The 15,374-nt window shown below is 68.2% G+C and carries 13 protein-coding genes; 10 read left to right on the top strand and 3 right to left on the bottom strand.

Annotated elements, in window-relative coordinates:
- The first annotated feature begins 1 nt into the window (after position 1).
- From pyk to AC4OR5_RS13920, 6 genes are all read left to right on the top strand, one after another.
- Complete coding sequence (gene pyk, locus AC4OR5_RS13945; RefSeq protein ID WP_003117786.1) at positions 2 to 1,435, top strand: pyruvate kinase; 1,434 nt, start codon at positions 2 to 4, stop codon at positions 1,433 to 1,435.
- Between the two features lie 366 nt (positions 1,436 to 1,801).
- Positions 1,802 to 2,716, top strand: coding sequence for an urea transporter (locus AC4OR5_RS13940; protein WP_003117787.1), 915 nt, complete (start codon positions 1,802 to 1,804; stop codon positions 2,714 to 2,716).
- A gap of 64 nt (positions 2,717 to 2,780) precedes the next feature.
- Positions 2,781 to 3,632 carry an ion transporter gene (locus AC4OR5_RS13935; RefSeq protein ID WP_043095442.1) on the top strand — a complete coding sequence of 284 codons (852 nt, stop codon included), beginning with the start codon at positions 2,781 to 2,783 and terminating at the stop codon, positions 3,630 to 3,632.
- Positions 3,619 to 4,245 carry an HD domain-containing protein gene (locus tag AC4OR5_RS13930; protein WP_058160341.1) on the top strand — a complete coding sequence of 209 codons (627 nt, stop codon included), beginning with the start codon at positions 3,619 to 3,621 and terminating at the stop codon, positions 4,243 to 4,245. The genes AC4OR5_RS13935 and AC4OR5_RS13930 overlap by 14 nt, the downstream gene beginning before the upstream one ends.
- Positions 4,246 to 4,368: 123 nt before the next feature.
- A complete protein-coding gene (gene muiA, locus AC4OR5_RS13925; protein WP_009314771.1) occupies positions 4,369 to 6,024 on the top strand; it encodes a mucoidy inhibitor MuiA in 1,656 nt (551 codons plus the stop codon).
- Between the two features lie 128 nt (positions 6,025 to 6,152).
- Positions 6,153 to 7,151, top strand: a complete 999-nt coding sequence (locus AC4OR5_RS13920) for a sulfate ABC transporter substrate-binding protein (RefSeq protein ID WP_003087175.1) — start codon at positions 6,153 to 6,155, stop codon at positions 7,149 to 7,151.
- An 81-nt stretch (positions 7,152 to 7,232) separates the two neighbouring features.
- Here the strand turns inward: AC4OR5_RS13920 and AC4OR5_RS13915 are convergent, their stop codons facing one another.
- Together AC4OR5_RS13915 and eutH are read right to left on the bottom strand one after the other, a co-directional pair.
- Positions 7,233 to 7,589, bottom strand: coding sequence for a DUF1937 family protein (locus AC4OR5_RS13915; protein WP_003087170.1), 357 nt, complete (start codon positions 7,587 to 7,589; stop codon positions 7,233 to 7,235).
- Positions 7,590 to 7,648: 59 nt separating this feature from the next.
- Entirely contained in the window at positions 7,649 to 8,884 is a 1,236-nt protein-coding gene (gene eutH, locus AC4OR5_RS13910; RefSeq protein ID WP_003087169.1) for an ethanolamine utilization protein EutH, read from the bottom strand.
- 346 nt (positions 8,885 to 9,230) lie between these two features.
- Between eutH and AC4OR5_RS13905 the strand changes: the two genes are divergently transcribed.
- From AC4OR5_RS13905 to AC4OR5_RS13890, 4 genes are all read left to right on the top strand, one after another.
- Complete coding sequence (locus AC4OR5_RS13905) at positions 9,231 to 10,007, top strand: DeoR/GlpR family DNA-binding transcription regulator (RefSeq protein ID WP_058160342.1); 777 nt, start codon at positions 9,231 to 9,233, stop codon at positions 10,005 to 10,007.
- Between the two features lie 184 nt (positions 10,008 to 10,191).
- Positions 10,192 to 11,601, top strand: a complete 1,410-nt coding sequence (locus AC4OR5_RS13900; RefSeq protein ID WP_023095868.1) for an NAD(P)/FAD-dependent oxidoreductase — start codon at positions 10,192 to 10,194, stop codon at positions 11,599 to 11,601.
- Positions 11,588 to 12,826, top strand: coding sequence for an NAD(P)/FAD-dependent oxidoreductase (locus tag AC4OR5_RS13895; protein ID WP_003133161.1), 1,239 nt, complete (start codon positions 11,588 to 11,590; stop codon positions 12,824 to 12,826). The genes AC4OR5_RS13900 and AC4OR5_RS13895 overlap by 14 nt, the downstream gene beginning before the upstream one ends.
- 20 nt (positions 12,827 to 12,846) lie before the next feature.
- Positions 12,847 to 14,262, top strand: a complete 1,416-nt coding sequence (locus AC4OR5_RS13890; RefSeq protein ID WP_023106823.1) for a glycerol kinase — start codon at positions 12,847 to 12,849, stop codon at positions 14,260 to 14,262.
- Between the two features lie 7 nt (positions 14,263 to 14,269).
- On the opposite strand, the gene AC4OR5_RS13885 is transcribed toward AC4OR5_RS13890, so the two are convergent.
- The gene (locus tag AC4OR5_RS13885) at positions 14,270 to 15,370 is read right to left on the bottom strand and encodes a DmpA family aminopeptidase (protein WP_003087164.1); all 1,101 of its coding nucleotides are present in this window, start codon (positions 15,368 to 15,370) and stop codon (positions 14,270 to 14,272) included.
- Positions 15,371 to 15,374: the final 4 nt, after the last annotated feature.

Raw genomic sequence — 15,374 nt, 5'->3', positions numbered from 1 at the left:
CATGACAGCCGACAAGAAAGCCAAGATCCTCGCCACCCTCGGCCCGGCCACCCGCAGCCGCGACGATATCCGTGCCCTGGTGGAGGCCGGCGCCAACCTGTTCCGCCTGAACTTCAGCCACGGCGACTACGCCGATCACGCGCAGCGCTTCGCCTGGGTGCGCGAGGTGGAAGCGGAACTGAACTACCCGATCGGCGTGCTCATGGACCTGCAGGGTCCGAAGCTGCGGGTCGGCCGCTTCGCCGCCGGTGCCGTGCAATTGCAGCGCGGGCAGACCTTCACCCTCGACCTCAGCGACGTCCCCGGTGACGAGCGGCGGGTCAACCTGCCGCATCCGGAGATCATCCATGCCCTGGAGCCGGGTATGAGCCTGCTGCTGGACGACGGCAAGATCCGCCTGGAAGTGGTCAACTGCCACAGCGACGCCATCGAGACCCGCGTGGCGGTGGGTGGCGAGCTGTCCGATCGCAAGGGCGTCAACGTGCCGGAAGCGGTGCTGCAACTCAGCCCGCTGACCGACAAGGACCGCCGCGACCTGGCCTTCGGCCTGGAACTGGGGGTCGACTGGGTGGCGCTGTCCTTCGTGCAACGCCCGGAGGACATCGACGAGGCCCGTGGGCTGATCGGCGACAAGGCCTTCCTCATGGCCAAGATCGAGAAGCCCAGCGCGGTGAGCGCCATCGAGGCGATCGCCGAGCGCGCCGACGCGATCATGGTGGCGCGCGGCGACCTCGGCGTAGAGGTGCCGGCGGAGAGCGTGCCGGGCATCCAGAAACGCATCGTCCAGGTCTGCCGCCAGCTCGGCAAGCCGGTGGTGGTGGCCACCCAGATGCTCGAGTCGATGCGCTTCTCCCCCGCCCCGACCCGCGCCGAGGTGACCGACGTAGCCACCGCGGTGGGCGCCGGCGCCGACGCGGTGATGCTCTCGGCGGAAACCGCTTCCGGACAATACCCTCGCGAGGCGGTAGAGATGATGGCGAAGATCGTCCGCCAGGTGGAGGCCGAGCCGGACTACCACGTCCAGCTCGAGGTCAACCGTCCGCAGCCCGACGCTACCGTCTCCGATGCGATCAGCTGCGCGATCCGCCGGGTCAGCCGGATCCTCCCGGTGGCGGTGCTGGTGAACTACACCGAGTCGGGCAACTCGACCCTGCGCGCCGCCCGCGAGCGGCCCAAGGCGCCGATCCTCAGCCTGACCCCGAACCTGCGCACCGCGCGGCGACTGACCGTGGCCTGGGGCGTGTATTCGGTGGTCAACGAGCAACTGGCGCACGTCGACGAGATCTGCTCGACCGCCCTCGACATCGCCCTGGCCCAGCGCATGGCGCGCCGCGGCGACACCGTGGTGGTCACCGCCGGCGTACCGTTCGGTCGCCCCGGCTCGACCAACATGCTGCGCATCGAGACCGTGGCGCCGCCGCTGGGAGGCCTCTGAAGCAACGAGTTCGGTCCGGCCCGCGCCGTCCCCCCGGGCATGCGGGTCGGGCCACCCTTGTCTCTCTCGGATGGATGGGGCCGGAAATACGGGGCCGCGTCTCCATCCATCCGGGAAAGACCTTCTTGTCGGACCATGGCCTCCCTCGCGCACTCCCATGCAGGCCATGGACATTCAAGGCCTCCGGTTCAACTCCTGCCGGAGGTCTTTTTTTCTTCTTGGAACGCCCTGCATGCATGACCCTCGCCTGGCCTTCTCGTCCGGGGTGCGTCGCCTCCGCTACCGGCCCTACAATGACCACCCCCGCCCCTCGCGCAGGCCTGGCATCTCCGTGCCTGCCGAGCGGCCCTTGCCGCACTGACCGCCATGCCCCTGCAACCTCTCCTCAATGCATCCCGAATCCTCCTGCGCGGCATCAGCCAGGTGTTCCTCCAGGGCGACCCACGCCTGGGCCTGGCCTGTCTGCTGGCGATCGCCGTCGGCGCGCCGCCGCTGCTCGCCGGCGCCCTCCTTGGCGGCGCCCTCGGCCCGTTGCTGGCGCGCCTGTTGCGTTGCGCCGACAGCGACATCGAGGCCGGGCTGTACGGTTACAACGCCGTGCTGATCGGCATGCTGCTGGCATTCCGCTTCGCCTGGTCGCCGGGACTGGTGTCGCTGGTAGCGCTCGGCTGCCTGGCCAGCGTGGCGTTGCAGCGCCTGTTCCTGCATGGGCTGCGCCGACGCCGCTGGCTACCGCCCTATACCCTGGGCTTCGTCCTCAACGGCTGGTGGCTGGTGCCCCTCGGCGCCTGGCTAGGCCTGGCCCCGGCGGCCCATGGCGGCTGCTTCAGCTGCGCCTGGAGCGGCACGGCGGAGCTGGCGGCGCTAACGCTGGGGATCGGCGAGATCATCTTCCTCGGTGAACCGCTGGCAGGGCTGCTGGTCTGGCTCGGCCTGCTGCTGGTCTCGCGTCCCTCGGCCGCCTGGGCCCTCGCCGGCGCCGCGGCCAGCCTGCCGCTGGCCTGGCTGCTGGGCTACGACTGGGCGAGCGCGCTCGCCGGGCTCTACGGCCTGAACGCCGCTCTTGCCGGGCTGGCCCTGGCCTTGCGCTACCGCAGCGTCTGGCCGCCACTGCTCGGCATGGGCCTGGCGGTGGCGCTGCAACCGCTGTTCGGCCTGCTCGGCCTGCCGGCGCTGACCGCACCGTTCATCCTCGCCTGCCTGCTCTGCATTGGCGGCGAGCGCCTTTACCTGCGCCTGGCCGGCAGCCTCGGCGCGCGCCTCGGCCGGCGGCGCTCCTGAGCGGGGAACGCTGGCGCCGGCGGGCTAGTCTGGTAAGGTGCCGCATCCATCATCAGGAGCCACGATGAGCGCACCCGACAGCTGGCGCGAACGCCTCTACATCGTCATCTTCCAGACCGACACCCGCGACGGCCGGCGCTTCGACAGCGCGCTGCTGCTGGTGATCCTGGCCAGCCTGCTGGTAGTGATGATCGACAGCATCGACGAGATCCACCAGGACTACGGCGACCTGCTGGCCTACATCGAATGGGGCTTCACCGGTATCTTCCTGGTGGAATACCTGCTGCGCCTGTACTGCTCGCCCAAGCCGCTGCGCTATGCCTTCAGCTTCTACGGCCTGGTCGACCTGCTGGCGATCCTCCCCGGCTTCCTCGCCCTGCTCTACCCCGACGCCCAGTACCTGCTGATCGTCAGGGTGATACGCATGCTGCGGATCTTCCGTGTGCTCAAGCTGCGCCAGTACCTGAGCCAGGCCAATTTCCTGCTCACCGCCCTGCGCGGCAGCAAGCAGAAGATCATCGTGTTCTTCCTCACCGTGATGACCCTGGTCACCGTGTTCGGCGCGCTGATGTACGTGGTCGAAGGCCCGGAGCACGGTTTCACCAGCATCCCCCGCGGCATCTACTGGGCGATCGTCACCCTGACCACGGTCGGCTTCGGCGACATCACCCCGAAGACCCCGCTCGGCCAGGCCATCGCCAGCCTGGTGATGCTCACCGGCTACTCGATCATCGCGGTGCCCACCGGGATCTTCACCGCCGAACTCGCCACCGCGATGCGCCAGGACCCGGCCAACCTGCTGCAGCGGGATTGCCCGGTGTGCCGCAAGGCGACCCACGAAGTGCAGGCGGCATTCTGCTGCCGCTGCGGCAACCCGTTGTTCCCTCGCGAGGAAGGCAGCCATGAGAAGTCTTGACCGGCAGCGCTGGGACGCCCTCTGGCAGCGACTCGGCGGCAACCCGCCGGCGGATGCCTTCGACGCGCTGCTGGCGGCCTATGGCGGGGCCGACCGGCACTACCACAGCGATCGCCACATCCTCGCCTGCCTGGAGCACTTCGACCGCTGGCGCCAACTGGCGCGGCGGCCGGACCTGGTGGAGCTGGCGTTGTGGACCCACGACCTGGTCTACGACACCCAGCGCCAGGACAACGAGGCCGCCAGCGCCGCCAGCACCGAGCGCTGGCTCGACCAGGCCGGGCTGGCGGCGCTGCGGCCGGCCCTGCGCGAACTGATCATGGCCACCTGTCACCAGGCGCCGCCGGGAGACGCCGACGCAGCCCTGGTGGTGGATCTCGACCTCGCCATCCTCGCCGCGCCGGCGCCGGTCTACGCACGCTACGAGGCGGACGTCCGCGCCGAATACGCCTGGGTGCCGGAACCGCTGTTCCGCGCCGGGCGCGGCAAGTTGCTGCGCCAGTTGCTGGAGCAACCGGCGCTGTACCACTGCGAACCGCTGCGGCAGCGCTGGGAGGCCGCCGCCCGCGCCAACCTGCGCGGTGCCCTGGAGCGCCTGGAACAGCCGGCCTGAGCCGCACGGGAAAATTTCTTCGCGCCGCTTAACCCGTCTTTCACCGCGCTTGCGTCTCAGGCAGCAGGAAGGGACCGCACGCACGGGTTCCTCGCCCCTCCATCCGCCCAAGGAAGAGATCTCGTGAATCGACTCGCCGCCTCTCCGCTCCTGTTCGCCGGCCTGTTCGCCAGCGCTCCGTTGCTGGCCGCGCCACAAGCGGTCGACAGCCGCATCAGCGCGGTCACCGTCTACGCCGACCGTGCCGTGGTCACCCGCACCGCCCGCCTGCAATTGCCCAAGGGCCAGCATGAGATCGCCCTGGAGCAACTGCCCTTCCAGCTCGACGACGCCAGCCTGCGCGCGTCCCTCGGCGCCAGCGCCGCCGCCACCCTGCTCGACGTCAGCAGCGCCGCGCAACGGGTCGAGCGTCCGGACGACAATCGTGTGCAGCAGCTCGACCAGCAACTGCGCGAGATAGACCGGCAACTGCGGGAAATCCATGACCGCGGCAGCGTGCTCGAAGCGCAGAAGAAGTTCCTCGCCGACATCCAGAGCGGCAGCACCCAGCCCGGCAAGGATCGCCCCATGCCCGGCATCGACGAGCTGAAGAGCCTGCTGCAACTGACCGAAGGCAACCTCGAACGCCTGCTCGCCGAGCAGCGCCAGCTGGACGACCGCGCCGCCGAACTGGAACAGCGCAAGCAGCAGTTGCAGGAGCAGCGCGGCACCCTCAACGGCGACGGCAAGCGCTTCAAGCGCGCGGTCCTGCGGGTCGCCCTGGAGCAACCGGCACAGGTCGAGGTGAAGCTCGACTACACCCTGCGCGACGCCTCCTGGCAGCCGACCTACGACGCACGCCTGCGCGACGGCGCGAAGACCATCGAACTGACCTACCAGGGCCTGGTCCGGCAGAGCAGCGGCGAAGACTGGACCGACATCGACCTGACCCTCTCCACCGCCCGTCCGGCCCTGGGCGGCAACGTACCGCGGCTGAATCCCTGGATCGTCGACATCGACGCGCCCAACGCCTACTACGGTGCCGAGATGGCCATGCAGGACGCTCCGGCGCCCATGCCGCAAGCCGCGCCCATCGCCAGGACCTCGGCGAAGATGGCCATGCCGGCCTCGGCGCCGAAGCTGGCCGAGGCGCGGCTCGCCACCGCGGAGGTCAGCAGCGGAGCCGCCAGCGCCTCTTTCCACATCCCCGTGCCGGCGACCCTGAACAGCGACGGCAGCGCGCAGAAGGTCACCATCGCCCGCCTGGAAATGCCGGCCAAGCTGCGCTACCTGGCGGCCCCGGCCCTGCGCGAAACCGCCTACCTGGAGGCGGAGACCCGCAACGACAGCGACTACCCGCTGCTCCCCGGCACCCTGAATACCTTTCTCGGCAACAGCTTCGTCGCCAGCGGCCATCTGCGCGGGGTGATGCCCGGGGAAAGCTTCGAACTGGCACTGGGCGCCGACGAGGGCATCGGCATCGAACGCAAGCTGGTCAAGCGCTACACCGACAGCAGCGGCCTGATCGGCAACCGCACGCGGGTCAACTACGAATTCCGCATCGACGTGCGCAACAACCACAAGAACGCCGAACGCGTGCAGTTCGAGGACCAGTTGCCGGTCTCGCGCAACGAGCAGATCCAGGTCACCTTGCTGGAACCCAAGGCGCAGGAAATCAAGCGCGAGGACGACGGCAAGCTGAAGTGGGACTGGACCCTGCAACCCGGCGAGAAACGCAGCGCCACCCTGAAGTTCAGCGTGGAGTATCCCAAGGACCTGGCGGTCAGCGGCCTCGACTAGCGCTGGCCAAAGCGCCGGCCGCGGCATAGGCTCGAGCGGGTAATAAGCAAAGCAGTTTTTGATATTTACCCTGCATATAACCCGACGTTATAGTCGAGCCACTACAACATGCCCAAAGGAACTGCCCTGTGAAACGACTGTTCAGCGCCTCCCTGCTGGCCGCCGGCCTGGCGCTCGGCGGCGCCGCTCACGCCGCCCAGCCCCTGCTCAACGTCTCCTACGACGTGATGCGCGACTTCTACAAGGAATACAACCCGGCCTTCCAGAAATACTGGAAAGCGGAGAAAGGCGAGAACATCACCATCCAGATGTCCCATGGCGGTTCCAGCAAGCAGGCGCGCTCGGTGATCGACGGTCTGCCCGCCGACGTCATCACCATGAACCAGGCCACCGACATCGACGCCCTCGCCGACAACGGCGGCCTGGTGCCGAAGGACTGGGCGACCCGCCTGCCGAACAACAGCGCGCCGTTCACCTCGGCCACCGTGTTCATCGTTCGCAAGGGCAACCCCAAGGCCCTGAAGGACTGGCCGGACCTGCTCAAGGACGGCGTCCAGGTAGTGGTGCCGAACCCCAAGACCTCCGGCAACGGCCGCTATACCTATCTCTCCGCCTGGGGCTACGTGCTGAAGAACGGCGGTGACGAGAACAAGGCCAAGGAATTCGTCGGCAAGCTGTTCAAGCAGGTACCGGTGCTCGACACCGGCGGCCGCGCCGCCACCACTACCTTCATGCAGAACCAGATCGGCGACGTACTGGTGACCTTCGAGAACGAAGCCGAGATGATCGCCCGCGAATTCGGCCGAGGCGGCTTCGAGGTGGTCTACCCGAGCGTGTCCGCCGAGGCCGAGCCCCCCGTGGCGGTGGTCGACAAGGTGGTCGAGAAGAAAGGCAGCCGCGCCCAGGCCGAGGCCTACCTGAAGTACCTGTGGTCGGACGAGGGCCAGACCATCGCCGCCAACAACTACCTGCGCCCGCGCAACCCGGAGATCCTCGCCAAGTTCGCCGACCGCTTCCCGAAAGTCGACTTCTTCTCGGTGGAGAAGACCTTCGGCGACTGGCGCAGCGTGCAGAAGACCCACTTCATCGACGGCGGCGTATTCGACCAGATCTACAGCCCCAACTGATCCCTCGCCGCTCGACGAAAAAGCCGGAAGCGCTCGCGCTTCCGGCTTTTTCATTCGGCTTGCAGTTCAGCCACTGCCGCCTCAGCGAAACTCGTGCTCCACCTCGGACCAGAGGCTCACCCGCTGTCCGCCGGCCTCGAAGAACTCCATCTCGCGGCGGATGCCGGCGCTGTCTCGCCAGCCCGGCAGGTCGAGGACGATCAGCTCTTCCAGGTGATCCATGTAGAAGGCGTCCACCGGCGCCCACAACCTGCCGATCGCCGCGCGGTCGAGATCGGCCAGGCACAGGTTGATCGGGTGGGACATGGAGACCTGGCTGAATACCACGTGGCCAGCGCGGACGATGGTCGCCGCGACCTCGTTGCAGGCACGGAAGCGCTGCTCGACCACCTCGGCGTCGGCATGGCTGTAGGGACAAGCTAGGAATATCTTGCGCATGGTTACCTCGTTGCGGAAAGCGACGCCGCGATGGCTCGCGGCGCTCGTCGGGGGATGTTTCAGGCTGCGTGCAGGGCGCTTTTTTCCGCCTCGTCATGCTCCTGCTCCTGCCGGGCATAGCGCTCGGCGGCAGGCACCGAGATGCGGATGGCGATGAATACCGCCAGCAGGCCGCCGAACAATTTGCCGAGCAGGATCGGCAGGATCAGCGTCGGCTGGAAGTTGGCGGTGAATGCCAGGTGATCGCCGATGGTGGCCTGGGCGCAGACGCCCAGGGCCACGCAAAGCACCTTGTCGCGAGCATTCATGTATTTGAACAGGTGGTAGGTGGCGATGATGTTCGCCAGCACCATGACAAAGGCGGTGGCGCCCGGCTGGGACAGCCCCAGGTAACGGCCGAGGACCGCCATCGGGCGCTTGCAGTAGCGCTGGAACAGGTAGCAGATGGGGAAGGTCCCGGCCAGCATGATGCCGATGTAGCCAGCGATCTCGATGGCGCGGAACAACTCTTTCTCGTCGGCGAACATCGGGTCGAAGCCCCAGCCGCCGAAGACCTTGGTGAAGACTCCGGTGAAGTGCTGGACAATGGAAAGCGCCAGGGCCATCTTGATGAACGCATCCATCACCTTGCCGAATACCAGGAACCCGGTGACCATCGCCGTCGCCCGGTACTTCAGGCCGGCGGCCAGCAGGAAGCAGAAGACGAACAGCGGCGCTAGCAGCCGAAGCATGCCGAGGAAGTCCAGCGACAGGTAGTGCAGGGCCGGCGAACCGGTCGATACCAGTTCGCGCACCGGGATGTGGTTGAGGGTAATCAGCAGCAACGCCGCCAGCACCGCGAACGGAATGCTGATCAACCCGGCCATCGCCCCCAGCGCCAGGTACTTGTGGTCCTTGCGCTCGAGCATGGTCAGGCCGACCGGGATCAGGTAGACGATGGTCGCGCCGGAGGTGTAGCCCACCAGCATGGCGGTAATCCACATGTCGCGGTTGGCGGTCAGGGCATCGGCCAACTGGTAGCCGCCCATGTCCACCGCGATGATCGACAGCGCGGCGATGGATACGTCGGAACCGAGGGTCTGGAAGAACGGGCCGAGGGCATGGGAAATCGCCTTCGACAGATAGGGAATGGCTACCATGATGCCGGCCTGGGCGAGGAACACCGGACCGATGGCGTGGATGCCGTTGACGAACTCGCGGCCCAGACCGCTTTCCGGGCGCAGGATGGAAGCCAGCGCGCCAAGTACCGCACCCAGCATGATCAGGTAAATCACATAGTTTCCGAACTCGGCCATCTGCGTCGTTCTCCCCTCGGCAGGCTCCCGTAGCGGGATGCGTTCTTCTGGTTGTCTGGTCGGGAGGCCGGCCACGCCGGTCGCTCCGCCGAAGCGAACACTCGCATTTCGCGTGCCACAATTTGGTTTTCGTGTTGATTTGAAGGTTCGTTTTACCTAAATTGGTCACCCATACGGTCAAGTAGGCGGCCAATCCAAGAGCGTACCTGCCTTACGGACCTGTGGGATTTTCCGCCGGGCCTGCGCAAAGCCTCGCCCCGCCCCCTTCCGCCCAGCGCCGCCAGGCGCTACCGGGCGATTCACGGTAACAATCGCCGCACCAGGATGCGGCCCATGGGAGAACACGATGCGCCCCGAGGAACGCCGCCGCCACATTCTCGAATTGCTGCGCCAGCGCGAGCGGATCTCGGTGGACGAACTGGCGCGGACCCTTTCCACCTCCCAGGAAACCATTCGCCGCGACCTCGCCGCGCTGGCCGAACAAGGCCTGGTCAGCAAATTCCACGGAGGGGCCGCCCTGCCGCCCAGCGGCGAGCACGAGAACGCCTTCCAGACGCGAATGAACGAGCACGCCCAGGAAAAACGCGCAGTCGCCCGCTACGCCGCCGGCCTGTTCGGCCCCAGTGACAGCATCTTCATCGACACCGGCACCACCACCCTGCTGTTCGCCCGCGAACTGGCGCGCCAGAGCCATCTGACGGTGATCACCAACTCGCTGTTGATCGCCGGCAGCGTCGGCGCCTCCGGCAACCGCGCATTCATGATCGGCGGCGAGTACCGCCCGGAGTCCGAACAGAACGTCGGCGCCCTGGCCATCGAGCAGATCGCCCGGTTCAACGCCGAGCATGCGGTAATTACCGTCGGCGCGCTGAACGGCGATGGCGCCATGGATTTTTCCATCGAGGAAGCCGAGATCGCCCGCGCCATGATCGCCCAGGCTCGCCAACTGACGGTTATCGCCGACTCCTCGAAGCTCGGCCGGCGCGCCCTGTTCCAGGTCTTCCCGCTGAGCCGGATCAACCGCCTGGTGGTCGACCGCAAGCCTACCGGGGAACTCTGGGAAGCCCTGCAACAGGCGCGGGTGGAAGTCCACGAAGCCCCCCTGCGCACCCCGCAGGCCTGATTCCCCTCGCGGGCAGCCCCGGAGACAGGCCGGGGCTGTGCCGGTGGCTGCCCGTCGATTAATAGATTGACTGTTTCTCTTTCAGTTGCCACATTAAAACAACAAATTTCACATAAAATTCTGTGTGAAAATTCAGTGTTACGGTCAAAAAGCAAACTGATACCAAAAGAAACAGGCAGAAACGATGACTGAGCCGCTTGCGACAAAGACCGCGATCTTCGACGTTGCAGTGATCGGCGCTGGCGTGGTGGGTTGCGCCATGGCCCGCCGCTTCGCCCTGGAAGGTGCGCGGGTGGTCCTGCTGGAAAAAAGCACCGACATCCTCTCCGGTGCCAGCAAGGGCAACAGCGCGATCCTTCATACCGGCTTCGACGCGCCGCCCGGCAGCATCGAACTGGCCTGCATGCAGGAGGGCTATCGCGAATACCGCGACATCCATGCGCGCCTCAACCTGCCGCTGCTGGAAACCGGCGCCCTGGTGGCGGCATGGAGCGACGAGGATCTGGCGCGCCTGCCGGCCATCGTCGAGCAGGCCCACGGCAACGGTGTCGATGACGTCCGCCAGGTCGGTCGCGACGAGGTCCTGGCGCTGGAGCCGCAGTTGGCCGGCAACGTGCTCGGCGCGGTGCGGGTCCCCGGTGAGCATCTGGTCGACCCCTGGTCCGCGCCGCTCGCCTATCTGCAACAGGCGCTGGCCCATGGCGCCGAGGCCTGTTTCGACGTCGAAGTGCTGGACGGCGCCTTCGACGGCGGCGAATGGCTGTTGCATACCCGCCGCGGCGATCTGCGCGCGCGCCAGGTAATCAACTGCGCCGGACTCTTCGGTGACCAACTGGAACAGCGCCTGCTCGGCGCGGCGAGCTTCGCCATCCATCCGCGCAAGGGCCAGTTCGTGGTCTTCGACAAGGCCGCCGCGGCGCTGCTGCGGCACATCCTGCTACCGGTGCCCAACGAGCGGACCAAGGGCGTGGTATTCACCCGTACTGTCTTCGGCAACCTGCTCGCCGGCCCCACCGCCGAGGAACAGGACGACCGCGAACAGGCACGGGTCGACAGCGACACCCTGCAGCGACTGATCGACGCCGCCGTCGAGCGGATCCCCGGCCTGCGCGGCATGCCGGTCACCGCCACCTACGCAGGATTGCGACCGGCCAGCGAAAAGAAGGAATACCGCATCCGCCAGGTCGACGGACGCAACTGGATCAGTGTCGGCGGCATCCGTTCCACCGGTCTCACCGCGGCGCTGGGCATCGCACGCCACGTCTATCGTCTCTACCAGGGTGGGCGTTTCCACGAAGCGGTTCGCGAGCCGCTCTGGCCGCAGGTACCGAACCTCGCCGAACACCTGCCGCGCGACTGGCAGCGTCCCGGCTACGACGAGATCGTCTGCCACTGCGAGATGGTCACCCGCCGGGAAATCCTCGCCGCCCTGGAAGGCCCGCTGCCAGCCGGCGACTTCGGCGGCCTGAAGCGTCGCACCCGCGCCTGCATGGGACGCTGCCAGGGTTTCTACTGCAACGCGCGGGTCGCCGAGCTGAGCGCCGGCCGCCTCGCCCAGCCCCTCGCCACCGGGAGTTGCCATGAGCATCACTGAACAGGTCGACGTCGCCATCGTCGGCAGCGGTCCCGCCGGATTGGCGGCCGCCATCGAACTACGCCGCCAGGGCGTCGCCCGGGTCTGCGTGCTGGAGCGCGACGGCGAGGCCGGCGGTATACCCCGGCATTGCGCGCATCCGCCGTTCGGCCTGCGCGAGCACGGCCGCCTGTTGACCGGCCCGGCCTACGCGCTGCGTAACGTCGAACAGGCTGAACGGGCCGGGGTGGATATCCGCCTGCGCCATAGCGTGGTCGCTCTCGCCGCCGCCGGTCTGCTGCAACTGGCCACCCCCGAAGGCCCGCGCAGTCTGCGCGCGACACGCGTGCTGCTGGCCACCGGCGCACGCGAGACGCCGCGCTCGGCGCGCCTGCTGGGCGGCGACCGGCCACTGGGCGTGATCAATACCGGCGCGCTGCAAGCCTATCTCTATCTGCAAGGCCTGAAGCCGTTCGAACGGCCGCTGATCGTCGGCACCGAGTTGGTCAGCCTGTCCGCCGTGATGAGCTGCCGGCGTGCCGGCATCCGCCCGGTGGCCATGCTCGAACGCAACGCACGGGCCACTGCGCGTTGGCCGCTATCGTTGTTTCCCAGGCTGTGCGGAGTACCGATGCACTTCTCCAGCGAGCTGCTGGAGATCGAAGGCCGCGGCCGGGTCGAGGCGGCGCGGGTACGCCTGGGCGACGGGCGGGTCGAACGGATCGCCTGCGACGGCATCCTCCTCAGCGGACGCTTCGTTCCCGAATCGAGCCTGGTCCGCCTCAGCCACCTGGAACTGGACCCGGCCAGCGGCGGCCCGCGCATCGATCAGTTCGGCCGCTGCTCCGACCCCGCCTATTTCGCCGCCGGCAACCTGCTCCGGCCGATCGAGACCGCCGGCTGGTCGTTCCGCGAGGGACGAAGGATAGCCGGCCTGCTGGCCGCCGACCTGCGGGCCGAACTGCCGGTCGCCGCGCCTGGCATAGCCATCGATTGCAGCGGTCCGCTCAAGCTGTGCGTGCCGCAGCGGCTGCTGGCCGACCCGACACCCGGCCTGGCGCATCTGCAGCTACGCGTAAGCGAGGCCGCCAGCGGCCGCCTGCGGATACTGGCCGATGGTCGCCCGGTGTGGGAGCGCGCCCTGTCCTGCCTGCCGGAGCGCCGCCTGCTGGTGCCGCTGGCCGCCCTGCGCCTACCGCCGGACACCCGGCGCCTGGAAGTCGCCTTCCTCACCTCCGGCCACTGAACCCGCGAAGAGAACCGACCATGCGAATCGCCGCCCTCGACCAGGGAACCACCAGTACCCGCGTGCTGGTCGCCAGCCAGGACGGCAGCGCCGATATTCAGTTGGCGCTGCGTCACCAGCAACACCATCCGCAGTCCGGCTGGGTCGAGCACGATCCGCTGGAACTGCTGGCCAACCTGCAACGCTGCCTGGAGGCCAGCGGCCGGGTCGACGCCATCGGCCTCGCCAACCAGGGCGAAAGCTGCATGGCCTGGGACGCCCGCAGCGGCGAGCCGTTGTCGCCGCTGATCGTCTGGCAGGACAACCGCACCACCCCGCACATCGAGCGTCTACGCGCCAGCGGCGCCGAGGCGCTGGTCGTGGAACGCAGCGGCCTGCCGCTCGACGCCTATTTCTCGGCCAGCAAGCTGGGCTGGATCGTCGAGCATCTCCCTGCCGCTCGCCGGGCTCTCGAGGCTGGCCGCCTGCGCCTGGGAACCAGCGACGCCTGGTTTCTCGACCGCTTGTGCGGAACCTTCGCCACCGACGTCACCACCGCCTCGCGCACCGCATTGATGAACCTCGCCGAGGGCCGCTGGGACCCCGAACTGTGCGCCCTGTTCGGCGTGCCGATCGAGTGCCTGCCGGAAATCCGCGATACCGTCGGCCATTTCGGGGTGATCGGCAACACCCCGCTGACGGCCTCGGTGGTCGACCAGCAGGCCTCGCTCTACGGTCACGGCTGCCGCCAGCCGGGTGATGCGAAGATCACCTTCGGCACCGGCGCCTTCGCCCTGACCCTCAGCGGCGAGCGGATCATCCGCTCGCCGGAGACAGGCCTGCTCGCCACCATCGCCTGGCAGATCGATGGCAAACCGGTGTACGCCATGGACGGCGGGGTCTACGACGCCAGCGCCGCGGTCGAGTGGGCCGGGCGTCTCGGCCTGTTCAGCGACTTCTCGGAACTGGCCGGCTTCGACCGGCCGCCGGCCATCGAGCGCGGCCTGGCCTTCGTCCCGGCCCTGTCGGGACTCGCATGCCCGCACTGGGACCGCAGCGCTGGCGCGATGTGGCTGGGAATGGACGCCGGCACCCGCCGCGAGGACCTCTGCCAGGCCCTGCTCGAAGGCGTGGTGCTGCGCAGCGCCGAGGTGATCCAGGCGATGGACGGCTACCTGAAGGTCACCGACCGCCTGTCCATCGACGGCGGCCTGGCGCGCAGCCCCTACTTCGCCCAGTTCCTCGCCGACAGCCTGCAACGGCGCATCGTCACCCAGCGCTTCGACGAACTCACCGCCTTCGGTTGCGCCGCCCTTGCCGCGCGTGGCCTCGGCTACGAGCTGGCGGAGCCGCGCAACACCCGCACGGAGTTCCAGCCGCGGGTCGACGCCGGCACCGCCCGGCGCTGGCAGGTGCGTTTCAGCGAAGCGGTGGCGCGCACCCGCGGCTGGCGCTGAGCCGCTTTCAGCGTCCCGGCCAGCCGGTCTCGCGCAGCGCCGCCAGGAGCGTCTCCCCCTTCAGCGCGGGCACCAGCCGGCCGTCCTCGGTGCGCATGTCCTCGCCGGCCAGCAGCACGTTGACGATGGCTTCTTCCACCGCCTCCGCCGCCGCGGCGAACAACGGCGAGATGTGGTCGTTGTTGAGCATCCGCAGCGGCGTGCTCTGCGGCAGGTCCTTACGCGCATAGTCGGCTGGCGGCAGGTCCTGGTTGCCGGTGGCGAAGGCGAGGAACACGTCGCCACTGGAGTCCTCGGTACCGCCGCCGGTGCGAGCGATGCCGATCGAGGCGCGCTGCGCCAGGCGCTGGCACTGGTGCGGCAACAGTGGCGCGTCGGTGGCCAGGATCACCACGATGGAGCCCATGCCCGGGGTGCCTTCCTCGCTGAACGGCGAGGGGATGTCGCCCAGCCGGCGGCCGACCGGATAGCCGTCGACCCGCAGCTCGCGGCGCTGGCCGTGGTTGGCCTGGACCAGCGCGCCCACCGTCCAGCCGCCCTGCTCCGCCGGAAGCCGCCGCGACGCGCTGCCGATGCCGCCCTTGAACTCGTGACAGATCATCCCGGTGCCGCCGCCCACCGAACCTTCGCGGACCGGTCCGGACTCGGCGCAGGCCAGCGCCTCGCCGACCTGGCGGGCGCCGACGTGCTGGCCCCAGATATCGTTGAGCAGGCCGTCGAAGGTCTCCATCACCACCGGCATGCACCAGTACAGCCCGCTGTCGCCGAGTTCGGCGCGCTCCTCGGCGATCAGCGCGTCGCGCACCGCGCCGACGCTGTGGGTATTGGTGATGGCGATCGGGGTGGTCAGCAGGCCGGCCTCGCGGATCCACTCCAGGCCCGTGGCGTCGCCGTTGCCGTTGAGCACATGGCAGCCGGCGAAGCAGGGTTGCAGGCGCGCCGCACCGGCGCGCGGCTGGACCAGGGTGACGCCGGTGCGAACCTGCCTGCCGTCGATCCGCTGGTTCAGGGTGCTGTGGCCGACGCGCACGCCGGGAACGTCGGTGATCGCGTTGAACGGGCCGGGAGTGCCCAGGCCAAGGGTGATGCCAAGTTGTCGAGCGCGCATGCGG

The organism is Pseudomonas sp. YA1, from assembly GCF_058680555.1.
This window is presented reverse-complemented; position numbering and strand designations above follow the sequence as displayed.